The organism is Pelagimonas varians (genome assembly GCF_003208435.1).
GTDB lineage: Bacteria > Pseudomonadota > Alphaproteobacteria > Rhodobacterales > Rhodobacteraceae > Pelagimonas > Pelagimonas varians.
Genome location: NZ_QKMF01000020.1, coordinates 1 through 22,485, shown reverse-complemented (window position 1 = coordinate 22,485; position 22,485 = coordinate 1). Strand labels below are relative to the sequence as shown.

At 55.5% G+C, this 22,485-nt stretch carries 20 protein-coding genes; 11 read left to right on the top strand and 9 right to left on the bottom strand.

What is annotated here, in order from left to right:
* Positions 1 to 777: 777 nt before the first annotated feature.
* Positions 778 to 1,326, bottom strand: a complete 549-nt coding sequence (locus C8N36_RS20120; RefSeq protein WP_110767969.1) for a hypothetical protein — start codon at positions 1,324 to 1,326, stop codon at positions 778 to 780.
* Positions 1,327 to 1,404: 78 nt separating this feature from the next.
* On the opposite strand from C8N36_RS20120, the gene C8N36_RS20115 reads away from it, so the two are divergent.
* Entirely contained in the window at positions 1,405 to 1,980 is a 576-nt protein-coding gene (locus tag C8N36_RS20115; RefSeq protein ID WP_097806514.1) for a Crp/Fnr family transcriptional regulator, read from the top strand.
* A 146-nt stretch (positions 1,981 to 2,126) separates the two neighbouring features.
* Here C8N36_RS20115 and C8N36_RS20110 read toward each other — a convergent pair whose 3' ends face one another.
* Together C8N36_RS20110 and C8N36_RS20105 are read right to left on the bottom strand one after the other, a co-directional pair.
* A complete protein-coding gene (locus C8N36_RS20110) occupies positions 2,127 to 4,049 on the bottom strand; it encodes a DUF3604 domain-containing protein (protein WP_097806513.1) in 1,923 nt (640 codons plus the stop codon).
* A 220-nt stretch (positions 4,050 to 4,269) separates the two neighbouring features.
* Positions 4,270 to 4,695, bottom strand: a complete 426-nt coding sequence (locus C8N36_RS20105) for an Lrp/AsnC family transcriptional regulator (RefSeq protein ID WP_097806512.1) — start codon at positions 4,693 to 4,695, stop codon at positions 4,270 to 4,272.
* 211 nt (positions 4,696 to 4,906) lie between these two features.
* Between C8N36_RS20105 and rocF the strand changes: the two genes are divergently transcribed.
* The 10 genes from rocF (at position 4,907) to C8N36_RS20055 (ending at position 15,418) form a co-directional block, all read left to right on the top strand.
* The gene (gene rocF, locus C8N36_RS20100) at positions 4,907 to 5,836 is read left to right on the top strand and encodes an arginase (RefSeq protein WP_097806511.1); all 930 of its coding nucleotides are present in this window, start codon (positions 4,907 to 4,909) and stop codon (positions 5,834 to 5,836) included.
* Positions 5,837 to 5,844: 8 nt separating this feature from the next.
* Entirely contained in the window at positions 5,845 to 6,894 is a 1,050-nt protein-coding gene (locus C8N36_RS20095; protein ID WP_097806510.1) for an ornithine cyclodeaminase, read from the top strand.
* Between the two features lie 74 nt (positions 6,895 to 6,968).
* On the top strand, positions 6,969 to 7,496 hold the full coding sequence (locus C8N36_RS20090) for a DUF2478 domain-containing protein (RefSeq protein ID WP_097806509.1): 528 nt from the start codon (positions 6,969 to 6,971) through the stop codon (positions 7,494 to 7,496).
* A gap of 115 nt (positions 7,497 to 7,611) precedes the next feature.
* Positions 7,612 to 10,158 (top strand): hybrid sensor histidine kinase/response regulator, encoded by a 2,547-nt coding sequence (locus C8N36_RS20085; RefSeq protein ID WP_097806508.1) that lies wholly within the window; start codon positions 7,612 to 7,614, stop codon positions 10,156 to 10,158.
* Between the two features lie 192 nt (positions 10,159 to 10,350).
* Positions 10,351 to 10,584, top strand: coding sequence for a hypothetical protein (locus C8N36_RS20080; RefSeq protein WP_097806507.1), 234 nt, complete (start codon positions 10,351 to 10,353; stop codon positions 10,582 to 10,584).
* 121 nt (positions 10,585 to 10,705) lie between these two features.
* Complete coding sequence (locus C8N36_RS20075) at positions 10,706 to 11,746, top strand: aromatic ring-hydroxylating dioxygenase subunit alpha (protein ID WP_097806506.1); 1,041 nt, start codon at positions 10,706 to 10,708, stop codon at positions 11,744 to 11,746.
* A 5-nt stretch (positions 11,747 to 11,751) separates the two neighbouring features.
* Positions 11,752 to 12,579, top strand: coding sequence for an HTD2 family dehydratase (locus C8N36_RS20070; RefSeq protein WP_097806505.1), 828 nt, complete (start codon positions 11,752 to 11,754; stop codon positions 12,577 to 12,579).
* A gap of 119 nt (positions 12,580 to 12,698) precedes the next feature.
* Positions 12,699 to 13,292: a TRAP transporter small permease gene (locus C8N36_RS20065; RefSeq protein WP_176527120.1), complete on the top strand. Its 594-nt coding sequence runs from the start codon at positions 12,699 to 12,701 to the stop codon at positions 13,290 to 13,292.
* A complete protein-coding gene (locus C8N36_RS20060; protein ID WP_097806504.1) occupies positions 13,289 to 14,605 on the top strand; it encodes a TRAP transporter large permease in 1,317 nt (438 codons plus the stop codon). The genes C8N36_RS20065 and C8N36_RS20060 overlap by 4 nt, the downstream gene beginning before the upstream one ends.
* A gap of 51 nt (positions 14,606 to 14,656) precedes the next feature.
* Entirely contained in the window at positions 14,657 to 15,418 is a 762-nt protein-coding gene (locus tag C8N36_RS20055) for an SDR family oxidoreductase (RefSeq protein ID WP_097806503.1), read from the top strand.
* A 66-nt stretch (positions 15,419 to 15,484) separates the two neighbouring features.
* Here C8N36_RS20055 and C8N36_RS20050 read toward each other — a convergent pair whose 3' ends face one another.
* From C8N36_RS20050 to C8N36_RS20025, 6 genes are all read right to left on the bottom strand, one after another.
* Positions 15,485 to 16,894, bottom strand: a complete 1,410-nt coding sequence (locus tag C8N36_RS20050; protein WP_097806502.1) for a 3'-5' exonuclease — start codon at positions 16,892 to 16,894, stop codon at positions 15,485 to 15,487.
* Position 16,895: 1 nt separating this feature from the next.
* Positions 16,896 to 17,396, bottom strand: a complete 501-nt coding sequence (locus tag C8N36_RS20045; RefSeq protein WP_097806501.1) for a hypothetical protein — start codon at positions 17,394 to 17,396, stop codon at positions 16,896 to 16,898.
* 110 nt (positions 17,397 to 17,506) lie between these two features.
* Entirely contained in the window at positions 17,507 to 19,330 is a 1,824-nt protein-coding gene (locus C8N36_RS20040; RefSeq protein WP_097806500.1) for a DUF294 nucleotidyltransferase-like domain-containing protein, read from the bottom strand.
* A 200-nt stretch (positions 19,331 to 19,530) separates the two neighbouring features.
* Entirely contained in the window at positions 19,531 to 21,315 is a 1,785-nt protein-coding gene (locus C8N36_RS20035) for a sodium:solute symporter family protein (RefSeq protein WP_097806499.1), read from the bottom strand.
* Positions 21,316 to 21,320: 5 nt separating this feature from the next.
* A complete protein-coding gene (locus C8N36_RS20030; protein WP_097806498.1) occupies positions 21,321 to 21,608 on the bottom strand; it encodes a DUF4212 domain-containing protein in 288 nt (95 codons plus the stop codon).
* A gap of 94 nt (positions 21,609 to 21,702) precedes the next feature.
* Positions 21,703 to 22,389, bottom strand: a complete 687-nt coding sequence (locus C8N36_RS20025; RefSeq protein WP_097806497.1) for an adenylate kinase — start codon at positions 22,387 to 22,389, stop codon at positions 21,703 to 21,705.
* Between the last annotated feature and the right edge of the window lie 96 nt (positions 22,390 to 22,485).

The following is a 22,485-nucleotide window of genomic DNA, read 5'->3' as shown; positions in this document are numbered from 1 at the left end:
CCGCCGATCCGGGAAAAGCGAACCCTGTGCGCCGCAAAGCTTCAGGACGGCGAGAGGGGTTAATGCCACTCCAATTTTCGGGTTTTTGTGCTGCCATTCAGACCGCACTAGACAGCCTTCAAAAGAAGCGAGGCCACGAATGGTGGGGCATACCGGGTTAGTTCCCAGTCACATTCAACAAGGTTGACCTCAAAATTCGAATGGAAACCGCTCTGACTTGTGCCTGCGACCCTGTGCTCGGGGAGGAAACCGAAGTGTGTCCATTGCGACCGATGGCGCGGCTCAATGCTGCGCGCCGATATTTGTGGGGATCGCTTGTTGCGGCCCCCATCCATTTCTGGACTATCCTAGGACACTACCATCGACACAGCGCAAATCTGTTCAAAAACACGACGAAAAAACCGGGTGGAGCGAATTTTGAAGCGACCGCTGCGACGATGAAAAATTTCATGGCTGTTCAGGTGAGCCGTCTCGATTATTCCGGACGGAATGCTTTGGTTGGAAACAGAACGTGCCGATATCTACGTGATCGAATTGTCAGGTCCAGATGGCAGCACTGACCAATTACCCTTGCCGCCATCTATTGCCTGCAAGAGCATGTTTCCATGCATGGGAGGGGAGACTTTGAAGCCATCCCGACGCAGCCTTTTGTGATACTCATCGGACCAATACCGGCTGCTACGCTGGGTGTGATGGGTGCCGGCTTTGACACGAGCTTGAGTGCAGCCTTTTTGTGGGTCGAACGCCGGCCAAGCGGATGAATGTGCCGTTGGCTGCCTATCGCCCTAGGTCTTCTTTTGGCAATCGCGTCCAGATTATTCCGATGAGAAACGCCATTGAAACAGCCACAGTTGTAAGACACGACTTTACAATTGTCGCTGCGCTCGCCGAAAAAACAAGTGGTGCGGAAATGTCTGGCCAGTTCAAAATCATAGCCGCGATACCAAGGTTTTCGACATAATCGAACAGAGCGGCCCCAACCGAAGCGGCGATGCCTGCGCGCACAAGTTTGCTTTTTGGCATGCGTTGGCCAAACCAACAAATGGTAGCGATCAAAGTCAGCGCGAGCATGGCCGGATAAATGGTATCCAGCAAGATCTGGTGGCTGAGATAGTATTTGCGGCCATCGGCACCCAAGGCATCAAGCATCATCGCGGCATCTGCGGGGGCATACCCGAAAGGGCGCATGTCAAAAGGGATCTGGCCAGAGACAGCTTCGATATGGGCGAGCGTTACATTGATCATAAGCAGATAGATTGATACGCCTGTTACGCCCGCACCAATCGCGATCCATCCGATGTGTTTGAACTGAATTCTTTTCGGCATTTTGCAATCTCCTTGTGCTGTGCCACACATGGTCGTTGACGCAGTCAGTCGCATTATCATTTGATAAGGTACGCCAAGATGGATCTACGAACCTTTCTTACACAATCGTCCGATCTTGGTTACATGGCTGGGGCGGGCGGTTTTGCGTCTGATTGGACAGGCAAGCAATTGAACAAAGGCTCGTACCTGACACAGCAAGGGCAGCCCGAAACAGACGAATTCATTCTATTGGAAGGGTGTTTGGCAAGCAGTATTTGTGACCAGGAGGGCAAAGAGATTTGTGTCGGATTTTATGTGGGCCCCGTTGTCGTCACGCCAAATATTGCCCGAACGCGGCTCGGTATGTCTCTCGTGTCTATTGTGGCAACGACGGATGCTTCGGTTGTTCGGATCGACAATGAACTGCTCTCAAACCTGATGATCTCGTCCGAGCCGATCCGGAATTGGGCCAATGGTGTTTTGCGTGACGCCTTAAGCGATAAAGCCGACCGAGAGTGGTGCCTCGCAGCCCTTGGCGGGGCTGAGCGGCTAAACTGGTTTCGCCAAACTTTTCCCGGCTATGAAGATATTTTTACACATTCATTGATTGCATCATTTTTGGGGATCACGCCGGTCACAATGAGCCGCTTACGCGCCAGCGACAAACACAGATAGAACACGGGCGACGGTGCCCAAGTATCTGAACAGGGCGCATCCGGTTCGAAGTCTGTGCTGGCTGGAATATTTTCGATTGAATAAGTGCAGCTTGGACGACCGCCCCAAAGGTGCGGCCGCATACAGTCCGACAGAGCCGGAACAGTTCAGGGTTCTGGGTTGAACCAGATCGGGGAGGAATAGGCGCGTTCCTGCACGGTCAAAGGGATCTTTTCTGGCAAAGTGAGATTGAATTTCACAGCATCATACGCCGTCCAACGCGGAGTCGGAATTTCGATCACACGGGCGTAGTAGAACGCTTGTAGTGACGGATCAAAATCAGGATCTTGCCACACGGTTCCCAGTTCGGCTGCCCCAATTGTGTTGGTCCAGTATGGAACGGACAGGTCAACGGTGTTCCCGACGGCAGGCAACTTGCCGTCGCTGCCCGGCACCCGATTGTCAGACCATGCGACATCGTACACTTGTTCGCGCGGGCTACCATCTGCATCCAGCCATCCTTTGACGATTTGCACGCGGTCCAAATTTGCGCCTTGTGGATCCCGAAGCGCGTAGACCAAGAATGAAGGTGCTTGCGATGTGCTGGGGTGTAAATCGGCCCCCATTGGCACGCCTTTGGTGTATCCAACCACGGCCAGATCGCGCCGGTTCGCATCGTCCGCCGTGAAATCCCATCCGCCAAAGAAACGCACTCTTATGCGTGGACCCGTGGTGGAATAGACTTCGCGCCGCTCCATCGCGTCAAAAATGGCACCGCGGGTGTTGGCTGTGGCCCAAACGGCGGTCAAACCGCCGGTGATATACCGCCAGGAATGATATTCGATATCGAGTGCTTCATTGCGTTTCGACAGGTGATTTGCGCGATGCTCACTTGGCTCATAGGCCGTAAATTTGCCGAAAAAGTTGTCGTTGTCCGGTGTCGAAAGCCCCGTATGCGTGTCGGACGCACCAACAAGGCCGAATTTGAACGGGTTGATGCCCAATGTGTTTTCAAGCTGAAATCCACGTTGCAAACCGGACCGGACATATTCGCCCGGCAACATCTCGGGGGTTTTGGCTTCGGAGGCATCCAGATTTGCCCAATCCCACGTTTCGAAATCGGCGAACTCGTCATCTGGGGACAGCATTGGATGGGCCTCTCCGTCACCCTTGATTTGAGTGGCCTCGTACAGGCGTTCCCATTTGTTGCGCTGCTGGGCATAGTCGGCATCATAGGCGGCCCCGCCATTGAAATCGTCTTGCAAGGCAAACATCATACCATTGGAAAGATTGCCGTTATGCGGGATCGCGGTCACATCGCCGCCAGTTGCGGCTTCGTAGTTTTCCAGCCATTTCCATAAATCTTTGGGATCTGGGCTGCCGAGTGGCGGTGTGGTGGTATAGGGCACAATTTGTCCGGCCCGTTCAGGCCCATCGCGAAAAATCACGTTGCGATGCAGGTTGTTTCCTTTTTCCAGCGACGTCCACTCATAGGCGATAAAGGTGGTGAAATGGCCCGGATCGTTGAATTCTTCAGCGGCTTGGATAATCCCGTCCCAGACACGTTTATAGGCGGGGTTTCCCGGTTGATAGTTCAGGGCTTCGGACAGCTCCCCTTGTGAAAACTGTCGAACCAGCTCGGTGGCGGCTTCCTGTGCTTGCTGGCCACCGGCGCTAAAGCCTTCGTGAAACTTTTTGCCGTCCGGATCAGCCAATATGTTCGGGGTGCCGGCGATCATGTCCGTGATCGCCCCCATGCCATCGGAATGGTCGGTAATCATGTAGAAATCAAAGGGTGTGCGCAGTTTAACCTGCTGACCGGTGTTTGAAGTGACCTCTTCGCCGCGTGCAAAACGATAGGCATCACGCGGCATCAATCGGGTGCCGCCGCCGCCGGCATCGCCTGACAGGCCGGTATGCACATGCGTGTCGCCAAAATAGACGTGTTCGGGAAAGGCCCGTTCAGCATAGGGCGAATACGGACGCGGTGAGAAAACCGGAGGCAACCCGTCCAAGCTGGTTGAATCCCCAGCGCTGGCGATGTGTGGAATCGTCAGGATCGCGGCCGTGGCCAAAAGCAGTTTTTTCATTGGTTTTCCCCGAAGAGTATAAATTTGATGTCTTCTAGATCCATGGCAATGGGCGAGCTGCTTTGGAAGCATCCGCCCGATTTTTTGATAGGTCTTGCTTGCACGGTATTCTGACAGCATTTTTCTGGCAATTGGTTTGGTTCGAAAAAAGCCATTTGGGCCCGCTAGGGCCGCGATCCAAACGGGCGGTGGGCGGGTATTCCCAGTGTTTTGCGCCGCGTCACGCTGAGCTAAGTAAAATCGAGGTTTCGCTATTGGTTATGCCTTCGACCTGCCGGACTTCGCGCAGCACCCTGTCAAAATCGGGTAGGCTGTCAGCGGTGAGCTGTGCAACCAGATCCCATTTTCCATTGGTGGAATGCAGTTGCCGCAATTCTTGAAGCCCGCGCAAACGGCGAATAACCGCGCTGGTTGAATGGCCTGAAACTTCAATCATCATGATGGCGTGGACACCGTCGGGACCATGTTCCTTACGGGCCCGAATGGTAAAGCCCAGCACGGCCCCGCTGTCTAGCAGCCGATCAAGCCGTGCCTGCACTGTGGTCCGTGTCACACCCAGAATAGTGGCCAATTTTGAGATGGGGGCACGCCCGTCTTCACGAAGGATAGAAATCAGGCGGCGATCAAGGTCATCAAGGTTTTGCATGGCGATCTGTTAGGTGGGAATACACATAGTGTCAATTGTGAATGGTAGATATGTGCTTCTTGTCTATATAATTTGCTAATTTTCCTGTGCTATTTTGATGTATCTTCAATCAGTATTAGGAATGAGACATGCGCCAGCGTCTACGTCATACGCCTTGGACTTTGGAAATGATTGCCCCGAACCTCACCCAAAGCGCAGCTGGGACAGAGGCATGAGCCGTATTGCACTGCTCGGAGCCCCCATCGAAGCAGGGGCCGGACGCCGCGGATGTTTGATGGGGCCTGATGCCTATCGAACAGCCGGTTTGGCACAAGAGCTTGAGACGCTCGGCCACACAGTCACCGATTTGGGAAACGCAGTACCCGAAGATGTCGCGCCGGTCGAAACCGGCTACGGCCATCTCAAACAGGTTGAAACTGTTGCTGGTTGGACGCGCGCTTTGCACAAGCAGGCAAAAACCTTGGCAGCGGGCAAGGACATCCCGATTTATTTGGGGGGGGATCACGCGCTGTCAGCTGGGACAGTGACTGGCCATGCTGCTGCCGCGGCAGAGCAGGGGCGGCCGCAGTTTGTGCTCTGGCTGGATGCGCATGCGGATTTTAACTCTCTCGGGTCGTCTCCCAGTGGCAATTTGCACGGCACACCGCTGGCCTATGCCTGCGGCATGTCGGGGTTTGATTGCTATCTTGGTAGGCCAGTGCCAGCCCCTGTCGATCCGGCCAATGTCTGTATTATGGGGCTGCGTTCCGTTGACGGTGAGGAACGGCGATTGCTGCAAGCTACGGCTGTGACAGCGCATGATATGCGGGCCATCGATGAAATCGGAATTGCACCGCTGCTGCGGGCGTTTTTAGACCGTGTCGTTGCCGCTAACGGGGTTTTGCACGTCAGCTTGGATGTGGATTTTCTGGAACCTGATATCGCGCCTGCAGTCGGAACCACGGTCCCCGGCGGTGCCACATTCCGTGAAGCCCATCACGTGATGGAACTGCTCCATGACAGCGGCCGCGTCACATCGCTCGATCTGGTCGAGCTTAACCCGTTTCTGGATGACAAAGGCCGCACCGCGCGCCTGATGGTTGATCTCACGGCAAGCCTGTTTGGCCGCCGCGTTCTTGACCGCGTCACCCGCAGCTATTGAGGCCCGATATGGCACCGCAACCTTCCGAACTTGCATTCGTCCCGTTTGTATCAGTCGAACATATGATGGGTCTGGTCCATCACATCGGCATTGAAACCGTCCTGCGCGATTTGGCAACCGCCATCGAGGCAGATTTCAAACGCTGGGAGCTGTTTGACAAAACCCCGCGTGTCGCGTCGCATTCCGATGTCGGGGTGATTGAATTGATGCCGACATCTGACGGCGAGATGTACGGCTTCAAATACGTTAATGGCCATCCGAAGAATACGCGCGACGGCTTGCAAACGGTCACGGCCTTTGGGCTGCTGGCCGATGTTGACACCGGCTATCCGAAACTGCTGTCTGAAATGACCTTGTTGACGGCGCTGCGCACAGCCGCGACCAGCGCTATGGCTGCTCGGCACTTGGCCCCGAGGGGGGCGAAATGCATGGCGATGATCGGCAATGGTGCACAGTCGGAATTCCAGTGTCTGGCGTTCAAGGCGATCTGCGGCATCACCGAGGTTCGTTTGTATGACAATGATCCGGCGGCAACTGCCAAATGCGCGCGGAATTTGGCTGGCCTTGGATTGAAGGTGGTGCCGTGCACGTCGGGCGAACAGGCCATGGAAGGCGCACAGATCATCACGACCTGCACAGCAGACAAGCAAAACGCGACCATCCTGACCGACAACATGATTGGGGCGGGGGTGCATATCAACGCCATAGGCGGCGATTGCCCGGGTAAAACCGAATTGCACCGCGATATCCTGCTGCGGGCAGACATCTTTGTCGAATACCCGCCGCAAACATGGATCGAAGGCGAAATCCAACAGCTGGATCAAACCCATCCGATCACCGAGCTATGGCAAGTGATCAGCGGAGCAACCAAGGGCCGCAGGGATGACAAGCAAATCACCCTGTTTGACAGCGTCGGCTTTGCCATCGAGGATTTTAGCGCACTGCGCTATATCTTGGGGGCGATACAAGGGACGGGTTTCTATACGCAACTGGATATGCTGGCTGATCCCGATGATCCGCGCGATTTGTTCGGAATGCTGCAACGGTCGAACCCCTAGTGCAAACCGCCGCATGGCATGGATGGGAATGCAGGCGTAGGCTGCCCCCAATTCATCAAGCCAAAAGGTGCGCTATGAAAATCGGAACAGTAGGCGCTGAGGGGCGCGGCGAAACGGATCGACTTATCTCGCAGGCCGCTGCACGCCTCGAAGAAGAGGGATTGCGATTGAGCGGCATCATCAAGGTGCTGCAAGATCAACCGGAAGGCAGCCATCATTGTGACATGGATGTCCGGGTCTTGCCGTCGGACAAAACAATTCGGATCACTCAATCTTTGGGGCAGGGGTCAACAGGGTGCCGGTTAAATCCCGCCGCCATTGCGGATGCCGTCGCTTCCGTCGAGGCGGAGGCCTGCACGGGCTTGAGCGACAAAGCGGATTTGTTTGTCTTAAACAAATTCGGCCCGGAAGAATCCGAAGGTCGCGGATTCCGCACGGCCATTGCGACCGCACTGGAACAAGATATTCCGGTTTTGGTCGGGATGAGCGGCGGCGCTGACAATAAAACAGCCTTTGCCGAATTTTCCGCCGGTTTGGCAGAAGCTTTGCCCGCGGATGTCGATGCAATTGTCGCGTGGTGCTTGGACGCGCACCGCAAATGATTTCTTTGGAAGGGGGGATTGGCCAAGGTTGAATGTTTAAACTTGGATTCCCCCTGAAGTATTTGCCAAAAAGGATTTTTTCGCTAGCCTGACTACATTGAAGAAGGGTTCTTGCATGTTATTGTTTCAAGTGTTGCAGGATTTTTCGTTCCTGTCTCTCAGCGGTGTTGGATTATACGCAATCCGTTCTTCACTCACTCTTGAGCAGAAACCAGCCCTGAAACAGCTGTTGATCGGGTTGGTTTTTGGCAGTGTCTTTGTCTTGATATCAACCAACACGTCGCAAGTCTCGACCGGTTCAATGCATTTCGAAGCAGGATTGGGCCCATTGTTTTTTGCGGGCTATCTGGGCGGCGCGCTTGGCGCGTTCATTGCGGCAACGGCCAGCATCTTTGTGCTGATGCTGGATGCCTCTGACGTGCCGCTGTTCAGCGCCAGCTTGTATCTGAGCGTTGTGTTTTTTGGCTTTCTGGCGCATCGGTTGCATCAGGGGGCACGGGACAACGACATCTCTCGGTATGCGGTTTTTGCCGGGGTGGGCGCTTTGGCTTTGGGGCATGGTCTTGCCACAGTCGCTCAGGCCGTTTTGTACACGGACGAACCTGTGCCGGACCTGCTGGTCTGTTTGGTGTTTGGCACGATTGTTCTATTGGCATCAGCTGCGGTTATCGCTGTGTCCGACTACGTCTATGCCACCAAAAAACGGGCGACTGAACTTGCCTACCGCCTGAACATGGTGACCCAAACCGGCCGGATGGGGGTGTTTGAATTCAGCAAGACCGCACAGGGGGTCAGTTTTGATCAAGGGATGATGCGGTTGTTCAAGTTGAACGGTGCGGCGAGGGATGTGCCCCTGCCTGTTTGGATCGAACGAATTCATCCCATGGACCAGTCAAAGCTCATGGAGGCGATCAAATCGGTCGTCGTTGACGGCAGCGATCAAGATCAAATCGAATTTCGCGGTGTGATGCCGGACGGGAGCATCAATGAGTTCCAAGCCCATTGGGTGACTGAACGCGGACCGAGCGGTGATTTTGTACGTTTGGTGGGTGTGCATGTGGATATGTCGGAAATACGGCGGTCGGAGCGCGGGAAGTCCAATGCAGAACAGTGGCTGGCGGCCATTGCCTCCAACCTGCCCGGTGCCGTTATGGTGGCCGAAAAAAAGAAAGGGACGCCGCCAAGACTGGTTTATGTCAGTGACTACTGTGCGGAAATCTGGGGGTATTCAAATCAGGAGATCATCGAAGACCCTGAGTTGATCTTTTCCACCTTGGACCCTGACAAAAGGGACGCGCTAATCGCTGACTTGAGCGCTGCGACGCATGCGCTTGGAAAGTTGCAGCGCCGGTGCAGAGTCACAACCAAAGACGGAACGGTGAAGTGGCTTGATTATCATGGCAACTCGGTACGCATTGATGACACGTGCATTCGTACTGACAGCATCATTTTGGATGTCACCGCCGAAGTGTTGGCACAAGGCCAACTCAGAGAGCAAAGCGCCCTGACAACACAGGCCCAGAAGATGGAGAGTATCGGACAGCTCACCGGCGGGGTTGCCCATGATTTCAATAACCTGTTGGCGGTTATCATTGGAAATCTCGAACTGCTCGGCGAAGAGATCGAGGACAAAGATCATCTTCAAATGATAAATGGCGGTGTCGGGGCGGCCCTTCGGGGTGCAGACCTGACGCGCAAAATGCTGGCTTTTGCCAGACGGTCCCAACTGGAAACGCAGGCCATCGACCTCAACGAGATTGTGGGCGAAACCAAAAATTGGGCCGGGCGGACATTGCCTGCCACAATCAATATCGAAACGCCTCTGTTGGAGGGGCTATGGCCCGTTGAGGCAGACCGCGCCTCAACTGAAAGCGCATTGCTCAACCTGATTTTGAATGCCCGTGACGCTATGCCTGATGGTGGACAGCTGACATTGGAAACCGCCAATGTGCGGATTGACCATGATTATGGGGGGCCGGGCACAGATGCCTTGGAGCCGGGATGCTATGTCTTGCTGGCTGTATCCGACACAGGTTCGGGGATTGATCCCAAAGTGCTCGCCTTTGTGTTTGAGCCGTTTTACACCACCAAAGCTCCGGGGGCTGGTTCAGGGTTGGGTTTGTCCATGGTGCAGGGGTTTATGCAGCAATCAGGCGGTGCGGTCCGCGTCTATTCCGAGCCGGGAGTTGGAACCACCTTCAAGTTGTTTTTCCCTGTCACCGACGTGCAAGATATCCCGGAAGCGGCAGTTGTGTCCAATGGGGCCGCCCAGCACGCATCGGGCGCGCGCATATTGGTTGCCGAAGACCAATCCGATGTTCTTGAAGTTCTCGTGCAAATCCTGACACGGGCAGGGTATCAGGTTAGGGCAACATCCTCGGGGGATGCCGCGAAAGCCGTGTTTGAGGCAGACCCCGGTTTTGACATGTTGTTGACCGACATTGTCATGCCCGGACGTTTGCAAGGGACAATGCTGGCGCGGGAGCTGCGGGAGATCCAACCAGATTTGCCTGTGGCTTTCATGTCAGGCTACGCAAATGAGGCGACGGTTCATGGAAACGGCCTACGTCCTCAGGACGTGCGGTTGATGAAGCCAGTGCAAAAACGTGATCTGTTAAGAGCAATCGAAGGGCTTTTGTCGACGCGCGGTCACTCCGAGTAAGCGACTATTTAGCATAGGAAATATTCTTAAAGCATTACGAATTGAAAAAATGCACCTTATGCGTGTATTTTATTCTTGATGGAATAATTTTTCACCGCTACTCAAACTATAGGGGATTGGTTCTGTCTGTGCCTCGCACGGTCACCCAACTGATTTCCATAGGACGCGGTTAAACGACTTACGGGACATGAAATGCACGCAAAGGCCCCAAACTCCCTTCTGGGTGAAGACGCTCAGGAAGCTGACGCAGGTGTAAAAGATGTTGTAGGGGCAGTGAAAGATGTAGCGACCGATTTAATGGATGCTGCCCGCATGATTGAAAATGCGGCTATCGCATTGGCAGGTGAGGTGTCGGGTGGGCAGGTGACACACTTGATGCTGATATCGCAGCAGTTGGACCGCATTTCCAAATCTCTATCTGATTAAACCTTTGCCTTGGGCCGTCGGTAACGCTTTGCGCTATTGCGGCGACAGGGGGGGGAAGACGGGCTTTGACCTTTGCAAAATGGCACGCCAAAGTCGCCCCTGACACTGACAGGGGAATACAATGTTTCTTAAGAACGCTTGGTATGTGGCGGCATGGGCCGACGAGGTGACACGCGATTTGGCGCAAATCAAAATGCTAGGCGAAAAGATCTGTGTTTTCCGCACACAAGCGGGTGAAGTGATTGCTCTGGAAGATGCCTGCCCCCACCGCAAACTGCCGCTGTCCAAGGGGCGGATCAAAGGGGATACTGTGGAATGCGGGTATCACGGGCTGACCTTCGATTGCGCTGGGCAATGTGTCTGGGCACCGGGTACGGGCCGTATCCCGTCACAGGCAAAGGTGCGTGCCTATCCGGTGCATGAAAAATATGGGCTGGTCTGGATCTGGATGGGCAATGCCACCATCGCTGACCCGTCCGAGATCTTCGAAATCGAGAATTTCGACAATCCCGATTGGGGGATCAACCGCGGCGCAGCGATGGAGCTGGCCTGCAACTATCTTTATATGACGGACAACCTGTTGGACCCGACCCATGTCGCTTGGGTGCATGAGGGCAGTTTTGCACAAGCTGCAACCAAGGACACCCCGCTGCGGGTGACCAAGACAGAAAGCGGCGTCATTGTGCATCGCTGGATGATGGATGTGGACGCAGCTCCGTTCTATGCCAAAGTATTGCCCTTTGGCGGAAAGGTTGACCGGTTACAGCACTATGAGGTGCGCTATCCCTCACATGCATTGATCCGTGCTGTGTTCACCCCTGCGGGGACGGGCGGCCCAGAGGGCCCGCTGCATCCCGATACGTTCATTATGGACAGCTATAACTTCATGACGCCCACATCAGAGGGCGAGACGCGGTACTACTGGTTCCAACTTCGCAACATCCGGCCTGATGATGAGGCACTGAGTGCCATGATGTCCGAGGACGTGCGTAAGGCCTTTGAAGAAGATCGGGCCGTGTTGGACGCGGTGCAGATTGGCATGGACGAAAAGACCTCGCCGCATATCGATTTGCCGATTGACGGCGGGCAACTGCGGTTTCGCCGACAGTTACAGGCCATGATCAACGAAGAGGCGCAGGTAGACGCCCAGATGAACGGATAAGACGCATGGGAGATTTCTCTGACTGGATTGGTAAGACCGAAGAGCGCTGTGAAGTGCTTGGTCTTGGACCTGCTCAGTTCATGGCAGCCACTATGGGGCGCGATGATCGTTTTAGCACGCATAGCCCGCTGCCGCCGCTTTGGCATTGGCTCTATTTCCTGGAGGCGAAACCGATGGCGGCGCTGGGCCGCGATGGTCATCCGCAAAAGGGGGGCTTTCTTCCTCCTGTCGATCTGCCGCGCCGCATGTGGGCAGGGGGGCGGTTTACGTTCCATGCGCCTTTGCTGCTCGGTGTGGAGACTTTGAAACGGTCGACCGTTGTCAATGTTGCGCAAAAGTCTGGCCGCAGCGGTGCGCTGTGTTTCGTAACCGTCCGCCATGAGCTGTTCCAAGGCGACGGTCTTGCACTGAGCGAAGAGCATGACATTGTCTACCGCGAAGACCCTGCACCGGATGCGCCGGCACCGGTTGCCAAACCTGCCCCCGGCGGTGCCCATGTCTGTGAAACCGTCCAGCCCAGCCAAGTGCTGCTGTTTCGCTATTCAGCCCTAACGTTTAATGGGCACCGCATTCACTACGATGTGGACTACGCCCGCCAGACCGAAGGTTACGACGGGTTGGTCTTTCACGGTCCGCTTACAGCCACACTGTTGGTCGATCTTGCTGCCCGTGACGCGGGCAAACTGCCCAAGAGTTTTTCCTTTCGCGGATTGGCCCCGATTTCGGGCATGTCTGCCTTTCATATCGAAGCCAATGGCGTGGGCACGCAGCGCCGTCTTTGGGCGCGCCGGGCGGATGGTGCGTTGGCTATGCAGGCAGAGGCCTCGTTTTGAACCTATCGTGACCTGTTAGCGCTTGGGGCATTGACCCCGAGGCAGGCTTTGGCCATTCACGGCGCTGAATAAACTTGCCCAAATTGGATGAGCAAGGCGGCAAAGCCGGAGACGAAAATATGAGACGCATCCATAAAGGCGTTACATCGGTGGCTTGGGCTATGGCGGTGCTGGGCGGGCTGGTGTTGCTGGCTTTGATTGTCATGACCTGCCTGTCCGTATCGGGGCGGGCGATTGGCACCGCGCTCTACTCCGATATCATGGTGGCTTTGATGCCCGGATTTACCGCAAGGGCCCGTGATTTAGGGATTGGCGCGATACAGGGGGACTTTGAACTGGTCGAAGCAGGGATGGCGTTTTGTATCTTTGCGTTTCTTCCGTACTGCCAAGTCACCAGCGGCCATGCTGCCGTCGATATTGTGGCCAATGCCTTGCCGATGCCCGCCAACCGGACTTTGGTATTTATAGGCGAGCTGTTGTTCGCCGTCGCTTTGGTTGTGATTGCTGTTCAGCTAGAGGCAGGGTTTGAACGCAAACTTCGGTCCGGGCAAACCACGCAGCTTTTGCAGATGCCGATATGGTGGGCCTATGGGGCCAGCTTGATTGGGGCCGTTTTGGCGGCGCTAACGGCGATCTATATGGCCGTGCTTCGTTTGGCAGAGCTTGCGCTGGGCCGGGATGTGGTGCCGCTCCATTCAGAGGCGAATGTATGACCCCGCTTGAACTTGGCCTATATTCCTTTCCGGCATTGCTGGTGATGATCTTTTTACGGGTGCCGATCGGGCTGGCGATGTTTATTGCCGGCTTCGTCGGAATGTGGGTGCTGACAGGCAAACCCAACCTCGCGTTGGCGCGGCTGAAAAGCGAAAGCTATTCGACATTTTCAAACTATTCGCTGTCGATTGTGCCGATGTTTCTACTGATGGGGTATTTTGCGACTTTGGGCGGGATGAGCCAAGCCTTGTTTCGCGCCGCCGAAAGCTGGTTGGGCCACCGCAAGGGCGGAGTGGCCATGGCAGCAATCGGGGCCTGTGCGGGCTTTGGTTCGATCTGCGGATCGTCTCTGGCGACGGCCGCCACCATGGGCCGTGTCGCCCTGCCAGAGCTGAAACGCTATGGCTATGATGGCGGCTTTGCCACGGCCACATTGGCCGCAGGTGGCACATTGGGAATTTTGATCCCGCCGTCGGTGATTTTGGTGATCTATGCGATTTTGACCGAACAAAATATCGCCAAGCTGTTTCTAGCGGCCTTTGTACCGGGCTTGTTGGCGGCGCTGGGCTATATGATCGCGATCTCGATCTATGTGCGGCTAAATCCAACCGCCGCCGGAGTGCGCCCGGCGGTGCCTTATGCAGAACGGTTCCGGGCGTTGCGGGCGGTTTGGCCGGTGTTGTTAGTGTTTGTGACGGTTGTGGGCGGGATTTACGGCGGGGTCTTTACCCCAACCGAAGGCGCTGCTGTCGGCGCGATGGGAACCGGATTGGTGGCCTTTGCCAATGGCGGTTTGAATTGGCGGACGCTGTTTGCCAGTTTCGCGGATACGGCGCGTTCCTCGGCCATGATTTTTTTCATCGTATTGGGCGCGGCGTTTTATAACGGCTTTTTGGCGCGCACCCGCGTTCCGCAAGAACTGTCGCTTTGGGTGGTGGATTTGGGGCTGTCACCGGTCTTGGTCTTGGCGGCGATCTTGGTGCTATATCTCATTTTTGGCTGCTTTATGGACAGCCTATCGATGATCCTGTTGACCATTCCAATATTCTTTCCGGTTATTTCGGCGCTGGATTTCGGTCTAAGCCCCGAGCAAGTGGCCATTTGGTTCGGTATTTTGGTGCTGATTGTGGTCGAAGTTGGCTTGATTACTCCGCCGGTAGGGATGAATCTTTTTGTCATCAATGCGATGGATGGCGGAACGTCAATGATACAGACCTATAAATCGGTGTTATGGTTTGTGGGCACAGATTTGCTGCGGGTGGCGCTTATGGTGGCGTTCCCAGCAATCACTTTGTTTTTGTTACCTGGCTAGGGTGGCAAGGGGGCTCAGCCCTCGTGACGGAACGAAAAAAGGGAGGTTTTCATGGACATCAAAGGGCAAGTGGCCGTTGTCACCGGCGGGGCCAGCGGTTTGGGCGCAGCAACAGCGCAGCGTTTGTCAGCCGAAGGGGCCAAAGTTGCGATTTTGGATTTTGATGCCGAAGGCGGCGTAAAGATGGCTATGCAAATCGGTGGAATCGCCATTCATACTGATGTGGGCGATCAGGCCTCCGTTGCGGCTGCGTTTGACACAGTGATCGACCAGTTGGGAAAACCGCGGATTGCGGTCAACTGCGCTGGTATTGCACCGGCGAAACGGATTGTAGGCCGCGAGGGTGTCTTGTCTGTCGATGCCTTCGAAGCCACCATTCGGGTTAACCTGATCGGGACGTATAATGTCATGTCCTACGCGGCCCGCGCCATGATGGAACAGGAGACGCTTGACGGCGGAGAGCGCGGCGTGGTGATTAACACGGCCTCGATCGCCTATGAAGACGGGCAATTTGGTCAGTCGGCCTATTCTGCGTCGAAAGGGGCAATCGCGTCCATGTGCCTGCCAGCAGCGCGCGAAATGGCTGCGCAAGGTGTTCGGGTTATGGCCATTGCACCGGGGTTGTTTCGCACTCCGATGATGGAAGGGCTACCCGATGAGGTCACAGCGGGCATTGTTGCGAATATTCCGTTCCCGCACCGCTTGGGTGATCCGGCTGAATATGCGCAGATGGTTTGCCAGATTTGTGAAAATGCTTATCTGAACGGAACCACCATCCGCTTGGACGGCGCGGTTCGGCTGCCGCAGCGTTAAATGACGGGGGAGGCGCTGGCTTTTGCAAAGCGTCGCCCCACCCACCGTCCCGTAGATGTTTGCCTGTTAGTTCAAATCTTCCAGCAAGCGGCCATGGCGTTTGGTTTCTTCAAGAACGTCACCAAAGGTGACCAACCCGCGCGCTTCCAGCATTGGCAGCATCCGTACCAGCACTTCGGCGGTGGCTTGGGCATCTCCAAGCGCTGTGTGGCGCAGTTCTGGCGGAATGGTCACATCCAGACGCTCGCACAAGGCGTCCAGCGTGTGGGTTTGCGAGGCCCCGAACAGGACTGCTGACAACAGCACAGTGTCCAAAATCGGATGATCCCAATCAACGCCCATGCGGTCTTTGTCGCGGTGCAAGAACGCCATATCGAAGGGGGCATTGTGCGCCACAATCACCGAACCGCTGGCAAACCGGTGAAACATGGCCCCAGCCGTTCCGATGTCCGGTGCATCTGCCACCATTGCATCCGTCACATGGTGCACTTTGGTGGAGGCTGGCGGGATCGGGCGGCCCGGATTGACCAGTTGGTTGATCCGCTCACCCGCAACAATACGGCAGTTGAGGACGCGCACGGCACCGATTTGGACGATGTCGTCCTTGTGTGGAAGCAAACCGGTGGTTTCGGTATCAAAGACGGCATATGTCAGATGACGCAACGGTGTGTCCGCGCCTGTCCCCAGATCTTGGCCCTCCATAAGGTCGAAATCATAGACCAAAGGCCGCGAAGCTTCGGGGGAGATATTCACATGTTCCGCGTCAATCATAAGCATGTAGCCGCCGCCTTGCATCGGCTTCATCCGCGCGTCAAAGCTTTGGTCATGGTGTCGGCCCTGAGCGCAAAAGCTGACTTCCTTGCCGGTTTTATTCAGTTTTGCACGAGCTACGCCAATCGAATTATTGTCGAAATAGTCGCTCATGGAGGCGTTGAGGCGCGGGGTCCCCAACTGCGATAACACCTCGGCGGCCTGCCCATCGTAGAGCACAATTTGATCGCGCGGGTTTACAAGGATCATCGCCACCGGAATTTCCGTCAGCAGCGCGGTGAGCCGGGCTTTTTCATTGGCCAGCCGTTCCGTTTCCGAGGCAACCTTTTGGGCTGTCAACAGGGCCGTGTCGGAGAGCGCTGTTGTCACGGCACTGGCCGCAGGGGCCAGATCCCCGAGGTAGCGGGCGGCATCGGTGTCGACATGGCTTCCGACACCGGCATGGGCACGAGTGCGCATTTCCGCAGCCAGCTTTTCAATCGGTTTGGCGACGTTTTCATCGAACAAAAGCCAGATACCGGCGGTTAAACCGACGGTTCCAAGCACTGCAATCACACCGGCAAAGACGAACCCATCGGTCACAGTTGTCGAAGTGGCACGGCCATGACCTAGCCAAAGAGCAATCAAAACCAAGGTGGTGCCGCCCAAAGCGATCAGGCAGAAAAACAAGAAGATCCGTAGTCGAAGGCTGAGTTTGGTAAACATATCAGCCTCCGTTGCAAATGGTTTTGACAATCGGATCATCAGGGCCGACATCGCGCCAAACCGGCTCTGATCCATCGCCCATGGCTGGATCTGCACGGCGGTTGCTGTTGCAATCAGCCATGATTTCGACAACTTGAACGGTCTTCCAGCGGCCAAAGAAATACAGATCGGCCAAATACAACCCCGGTTCTTCGGTGTTGGCGACCATATTGCCGGTATCGGCGGCAATAAAGCGGTCGGTCATTGGAAAAACATATGTCCAAGGTCGCCAAAAGGCTTTGTTGTCTATGGTTTGGGCGATGGTGATCCCATCGGGAAGACTATCTGATGTCCGGCTATACCAACTGTATTCATTGGATATCCCAGCGGCCAACATGGCAGCGCCAGCACCGAGCGGGATAAGCCACTTTGGCAAACGCCCACCGGTCGTTTTGTTGAGTAGCATTATTGCGCCCGCGCCAGCAAACCCGGCAACAAAGACCGCGATCAATTCCAAAAACATGTTCTCTCCCCAACACACCCTACGGGTGTTTTATGTCGTTCCCTCGCCGGATGCGCTGCCAAAACTCTTGCAAGAGTTTTTCAAATTCCATGTATGGAATTTTGGCTGCCTCACCCAAGCATCCCTTTTCCATGTCCAACTGCAGACTGAAGCGATTTTACCACCACAAAGGCGTCGCGCAGGTGGCTGCGTTCAAAGTCGGACAGGTCCGCCGGTGCCAGATAGTTGTCCGGTGCCTGTCCAGCCTTAACTTGCGCAGCTTGATGTTCCAACCGCGACTCCGCAATCAGGTCATAGGCATCAAGCAAATCTTGCCCGCCCGATTGGCTCAACACACCTGCGGCCATTGCCCCTTCCAGACGGGCGCGGGTATTGGCCTCTGGTAGTTTGCTTTGCAAGGCGTAGATCCGGCCCAGATCAACCACCGGCACCACGCCATTGTGTTTCAAGTCCAACTGGTTCTTATGCTCGCCCGACCGAATGGTTGCGAAACCGCGCAGCAGACCCAAGGGCGGAGTGTGTTTGAGCGAGTTGCTCAGCATATGGGCCACAAAGATCGAGTTCTTGGCAGCCGCCTTAAGTGTCTCTTCTTGTAGGTCCTCAAACAAGGACACAGCGCCGCCGATGGGCCGCAGGTCAAACATCACCGAGGCAAGCATTTGCGCTTCGGAGTCGGGTTTGTTGATCCACTTGCGGAAATAGTCACGCCAGACGCGGGCAGGTTGGCACCAACGCGGGTTGGTGGCCATCATGTCGCCGGGGCAAAAGATGTAGCCGCAGGTGTCCAGACCGGTACAGACAAAATCGGCCATCCGTGTGAAATACGCCATCTGTTCATCGGTGACAGCGTCGTCCAGGATCAGGCAATTGTCTTGATCGGATACGCCGGCTTGTTCTTGGCGCCCCTGACTGCCGCAAGCCAACCACAAGTAAGGCACAGGGGCGGGGCCGAATTGCTCTTCGGCCAAGGCTAGAAGGCGCCGGGTCGCCGTGTCGGCGATATCCGTGATCAGGCGGGTTACAACTTCGTGGCGGTTGCCGCCCGCCACCAGTTGCAACAACAATTGCGGAATGCGGGCGGTCACAACAGCCATTTCAGCGGCGGTTCTGGCATGGGCAATTTCCGAGACAAGCTCTGCAGAACTGACGGCTTGAAATCGGGTCAGATCGGTTTGTGTCACGATGCCAACCAGTTTGCCTGCGTCGGTCACCGGAACATGGCCAAAGCGGCGTTCCATCATCATGTGCAAGACATCCGAGCCAATGGCCGACGGTGGCAAGGTCAACGGATTGGCCGTCATGATCTGGGATATAGGGGTGTCAAAGGGCAAGGCACCGGCAACGACTTTGCCAGATACGTCGCGGATCGTTGCAATGCCTTGGAGTTGCCCATCAATCGTGATGCAGACTGAGGACACGCGGGTGTCCCGCATTAAGACTGCCGCCTCTTGGACTGTTGCGTCCGGGGCGCAGGTTAGCGGGTTGGTCGCCATCAAGGTTTCAACCCGGCTGGTGGCCAGATCGGCTTTGCGCGGTTTGGTGGTGCGGGTGCGGTCAAAGAATTTGCGCGCGGCTTCTTCTTGTTTCAGAAGGTCATGAAATGCATCGCGGGGCAAAATTACCATAAGGCTGTCGTCGAGGGCCCGCGCTGATGTGACAGACACGCCTTCGCGCAGCAGCCCGCGTTCGCCAAAGGAATTACGTCGGCCCAAGAGCGACACCGCTACATCGTTTTCGTCGCGGATTTCAACCTGACCTTCATGGATCAGGTACAATCCTTCCAGCTCTGCGCCCAAGGTATAAATTTCATCGCCCGCAGAATACAGCCGCGTTTCAAAGCGGGGCAGCAATGCAGTGAGCGCCTCTTGGGGCAGGGCATCATAGGGATGCACAGCGCTGAGAAAACGGGCAAGGGCGGCAGTGTCCAGAGGCATCAATCAGGCTCATTTTATAGAATTCAGTTACATGCGTTTCTACGCGGCATTGGTTAATTGCTGCCTTGATTTGGAGCAAGGTTGGCAAGAACAACCTTTGTCATTCGTACCGTTTGATCAAAAAAATCGGGGCACCGCGTGGGTGCCCCGATTGGTTATGAATTGCCCGACTGAATGGGAAACAGCAGGGCAATCATATTTTAGTGGTCCACGGCTTCGCCAGCACCGCGTGGGATACGCACGCTTTCGACCAGTTCTTCGATCTCTTTCGGGATAGGTGTAGAGAACTTGGAGACTGTGAAGGCCACACAGAAGTTGATCATTGCGCCAACCGCACCGAACGAAGTCGATTTGATTGTACCCAGCAAAGGATCTGCATCTGTAAAGCTGTTGGTGCCTGCAACAAAGAACCAACCTTTGTGCAAGAAGATGTAGATCAGGGTCACAATGAGACCTGCCAGCATACCAGCAACCGCGCCTTTGTTGTTCACCTTTGTAAAGATGCCCATCATCAGTGCAGGGAAGATAGACGCCGCCGCCAGACCAAAGGCCAAGGCAACAGTTTGCGCCGCAAAGCCTGGAGGGTTCAGACCGAGCCAAGTCGCAACCGCAATGGCAACACCCATGGCAATACGTGCCGACAGCAGTTCGCCTTTTTCCGAGATGGACGGGTTGATCGAACCTTTGATCAAGTCATGCGAAACCGCAGACGAAATCGCCAGAAGCAAACCAGCAGCCGTTGACAGAGCAGCCGCAAGACCACCCGCGGCAACCAGACCAATAACCCAGCCAGGCAGGTTCGCAATTTCAGGGTTCGCTAGAACCAGAATATCGCGGTTGAAGTTGGTCAGCTCGTTTTCGGAACCCCAGCCAGCAGCTTCCATTTTGGCAACTTGGTCGGCGTTTTTGTCGTTGAAGTAAGCAATACGGCCGTCACCGTTCTTGTCTTCCCAACCCAAAAGGCCGGTTTTCTCCCAAGTCGCCATCCAGTCATACTGCTGCTCGCCGTCGATCATTTCGACGGACACAGGATCACCAGATGTTCCATTTGGCCACATCAGTTCAGTGATGTTCAAACGGGCCATGGCACCAACCGCAGGGGCTGTCAGATAAAGCAGGGCAATGAAGACCAGTGCCCAACCAGCAGACCAACGTGCGTCAGATACTTTTGGTACAGTAAAGAAACGCATGATGACGTGGGGCAGACCCGCAGTACCGATCATCAGCGACAGGGTGAAGAGCACCATGTTGAGCGTGTCGGAGTGATGCTGCGTGTACTCGGCAAAGCCAAGCTCGGCCACAATAGCGTCGAGTTTCTGCAAGAGAGGCTCACCAGAAGCAACGTGATCACCAAACAGACCCAAAGCTGGAACGGGGTTGCCGGTCAGCTGCAGGGAGATGAAGATCGCAGGGATGGTGTAGGCCATGATCAATACGCAGTACTGAGCAACCTGAGTGTAAGTTACACCCTTCATGCCGCCGAAAACAGCGTAAGCGAAAACCACACATGCACCGATCAGCAGACCGGTTGTGTTTGAAACTTCCAAGAAACGACCAAAGGCAACGCCAACACCGGTCATCTGACCGATAACGTATGTGGTCGATGCAACGATCAGACAGATCACGGCCACAACGCGTGCGGTGGGGCTGTAGAAACGGTCGCCGATGAATTCCGACACGGTGAATTTGCCGAACTTACGCAGGTAAGGGGCAAGAAGCAGAGCCAGCAGAACATAGCCACCAGTCCAACCCATCAAGAAGGTCGAGTTGTCATAACCGGTGAAAGCGATGAGACCGGCCATACCGATGAACGAGGCTGCCGACATCCAGTCAGCGGCTGTCGCCATACCGTTGGTGACGGGGTGAATGCCGCGGCCAGCCGCGTAGAATTCCGATGTGGAGCCCGCGCGGGCCCAGATCGCGATGCCGATGTAGAGCGCAAAGGACGCGCCAACAAACAGCAGGTTGATTGTAAACTGATCCATTACGCTTATTCCTCTTCGACGCCGTATTCACGGTCGAGTTTGTTCATGCGCCAGGCGTAGAAAAAGATCAGAGCCAAAAAGACAATGATCGAGCCTTGCTGAGCAAACCAAAAGCCAAGGTCAGTGCCGCCAACGCTGATACCAGCAAGGGCAGGGCGCAGCAAAATGCCAAAGCCGAAACTGACAAGAGCCCAGATAACCAAGCTAATCAGAATGATACGCACGTTTGCTTCCCAATAGCCCTTATCGGACTTACTGGCGTCTTGCGCGTTGTGAGATGTGTGATCCGTCATGCGGGTCCTCCTCTTCCTCCGTTTGCCTACCCCCGCTAGGGGGTAGGGCATGAATTGCGCCCCGGATGGGGAAGGGGCGCCAGATGGCTGTGCCTTAGGCAACAGCCTCTTTAACAATTGCGCTCATTGCTGAAGCGATATCGTCGATAGCTCCCATGGCTGGAACGCTTTTGAGCGCGCCTTGGGTTTGGTAATAGTCAATCAATGGAGCAGTCTGGGCGTGGTATGCCTCAAGGCGGCTGGCCACTGTTTCGGCATTGTCGTCAGCACGGCGTTTGAAATCCGTACCGCCGCAATTGTCACAGGTGCCGCTGGTCTTTGGCTGCTTGAAGCTGTCGTGGTAGCCTTCGCCGCATGCGCCGCAGGTGTAGCGTCCCGAAATCCGTGTCACCATCGCGGCGTCGTCAACCTCAAGGCTGATTGCAGCGTTGATGCGCTGGCCGGAATCTTCCAGCAGGCGATCAAGGGCTTCGGCTTGGACGGTGGTGCGTGGAAAGCCGTCAAGGATGACCCCCTTGGCGCAATCACTGTCATTCAAACGGTCGCGCAGGATGGCAATGACGATGTCGTCGCTGACCAATTCGCCCGCTTCCATCACCGCTTTGGCGCGTTTGCCTGCATCGGTGCCGGCCGCAACCGCAGCCCGCAGCAAATCGCCGGTCGACAGTTGGATCAAGCCGAAGGTTTCTTCAAGCATCCGCGCTTGGGTGCCTTTGCCGGCCCCGGGGGGGCCAAGCAAGATCAACACAGGAGCGGCGAGAGTCGTTGTACCAGTTGTCATGGTTCAGCTCTCCCGGTTCATGCGATTTTCGACGAGGTCGTCGACGACGGACGGATCGGCGAGGGTTGATGTGTCGCCGAGCGCGCCAAAGTCGTT

What these genes read in the sequence shown, in the direction of transcription:
- C8N36_RS20120 (WP_110767969.1), bottom strand. Translation starts at nt 1,326, where the DNA reads ATGCCGAAAAGAATTCAGTTCAAACACATCGGATGGATCGCGATTGGT.
- C8N36_RS20115 (WP_097806514.1), top strand. Translation starts at nt 1,405, where the DNA reads ATGGATCTACGAACCTTTCTTACACAATCGTCCGATCTTGGTTACATG.
- C8N36_RS20110 (WP_097806513.1), bottom strand. Translation starts at nt 4,049, where the DNA reads ATGAAAAAACTGCTTTTGGCCACGGCCGCGATCCTGACGATTCCACAC.
- C8N36_RS20105 (WP_097806512.1), bottom strand. Translation starts at nt 4,695, where the DNA reads ATGCAAAACCTTGATGACCTTGATCGCCGCCTGATTTCTATCCTTCGT.
- rocF (WP_097806511.1), top strand. Translation starts at nt 4,907, where the DNA reads ATGAGCCGTATTGCACTGCTCGGAGCCCCCATCGAAGCAGGGGCCGGA.
- C8N36_RS20095 (WP_097806510.1), top strand. Translation starts at nt 5,845, where the DNA reads ATGGCACCGCAACCTTCCGAACTTGCATTCGTCCCGTTTGTATCAGTC.
- C8N36_RS20090 (WP_097806509.1), top strand. Translation starts at nt 6,969, where the DNA reads ATGAAAATCGGAACAGTAGGCGCTGAGGGGCGCGGCGAAACGGATCGA.
- C8N36_RS20085 (WP_097806508.1), top strand. Translation starts at nt 7,612, where the DNA reads ATGTTATTGTTTCAAGTGTTGCAGGATTTTTCGTTCCTGTCTCTCAGC.
- C8N36_RS20080 (WP_097806507.1), top strand. Translation starts at nt 10,351, where the DNA reads ATGCACGCAAAGGCCCCAAACTCCCTTCTGGGTGAAGACGCTCAGGAA.
- C8N36_RS20075 (WP_097806506.1), top strand. Translation starts at nt 10,706, where the DNA reads ATGTTTCTTAAGAACGCTTGGTATGTGGCGGCATGGGCCGACGAGGTG.
- C8N36_RS20070 (WP_097806505.1), top strand. Translation starts at nt 11,752, where the DNA reads ATGGGAGATTTCTCTGACTGGATTGGTAAGACCGAAGAGCGCTGTGAA.
- C8N36_RS20065 (WP_176527120.1), top strand. Translation starts at nt 12,699, where the DNA reads ATGAGACGCATCCATAAAGGCGTTACATCGGTGGCTTGGGCTATGGCG.
- C8N36_RS20060 (WP_097806504.1), top strand. Translation starts at nt 13,289, where the DNA reads ATGACCCCGCTTGAACTTGGCCTATATTCCTTTCCGGCATTGCTGGTG.
- C8N36_RS20055 (WP_097806503.1), top strand. Translation starts at nt 14,657, where the DNA reads ATGGACATCAAAGGGCAAGTGGCCGTTGTCACCGGCGGGGCCAGCGGT.
- C8N36_RS20050 (WP_097806502.1), bottom strand. Translation starts at nt 16,894, where the DNA reads ATGTTTACCAAACTCAGCCTTCGACTACGGATCTTCTTGTTTTTCTGC.
- C8N36_RS20045 (WP_097806501.1), bottom strand. Translation starts at nt 17,396, where the DNA reads ATGTTTTTGGAATTGATCGCGGTCTTTGTTGCCGGGTTTGCTGGCGCG.
- C8N36_RS20040 (WP_097806500.1), bottom strand. Translation starts at nt 19,330, where the DNA reads ATGCCTCTGGACACTGCCGCCCTTGCCCGTTTTCTCAGCGCTGTGCAT.
- C8N36_RS20035 (WP_097806499.1), bottom strand. Translation starts at nt 21,315, where the DNA reads ATGGATCAGTTTACAATCAACCTGCTGTTTGTTGGCGCGTCCTTTGCG.
- C8N36_RS20030 (WP_097806498.1), bottom strand. Translation starts at nt 21,608, where the DNA reads ATGACGGATCACACATCTCACAACGCGCAAGACGCCAGTAAGTCCGAT.
- C8N36_RS20025 (WP_097806497.1), bottom strand. Translation starts at nt 22,389, where the DNA reads ATGACAACTGGTACAACGACTCTCGCCGCTCCTGTGTTGATCTTGCTT.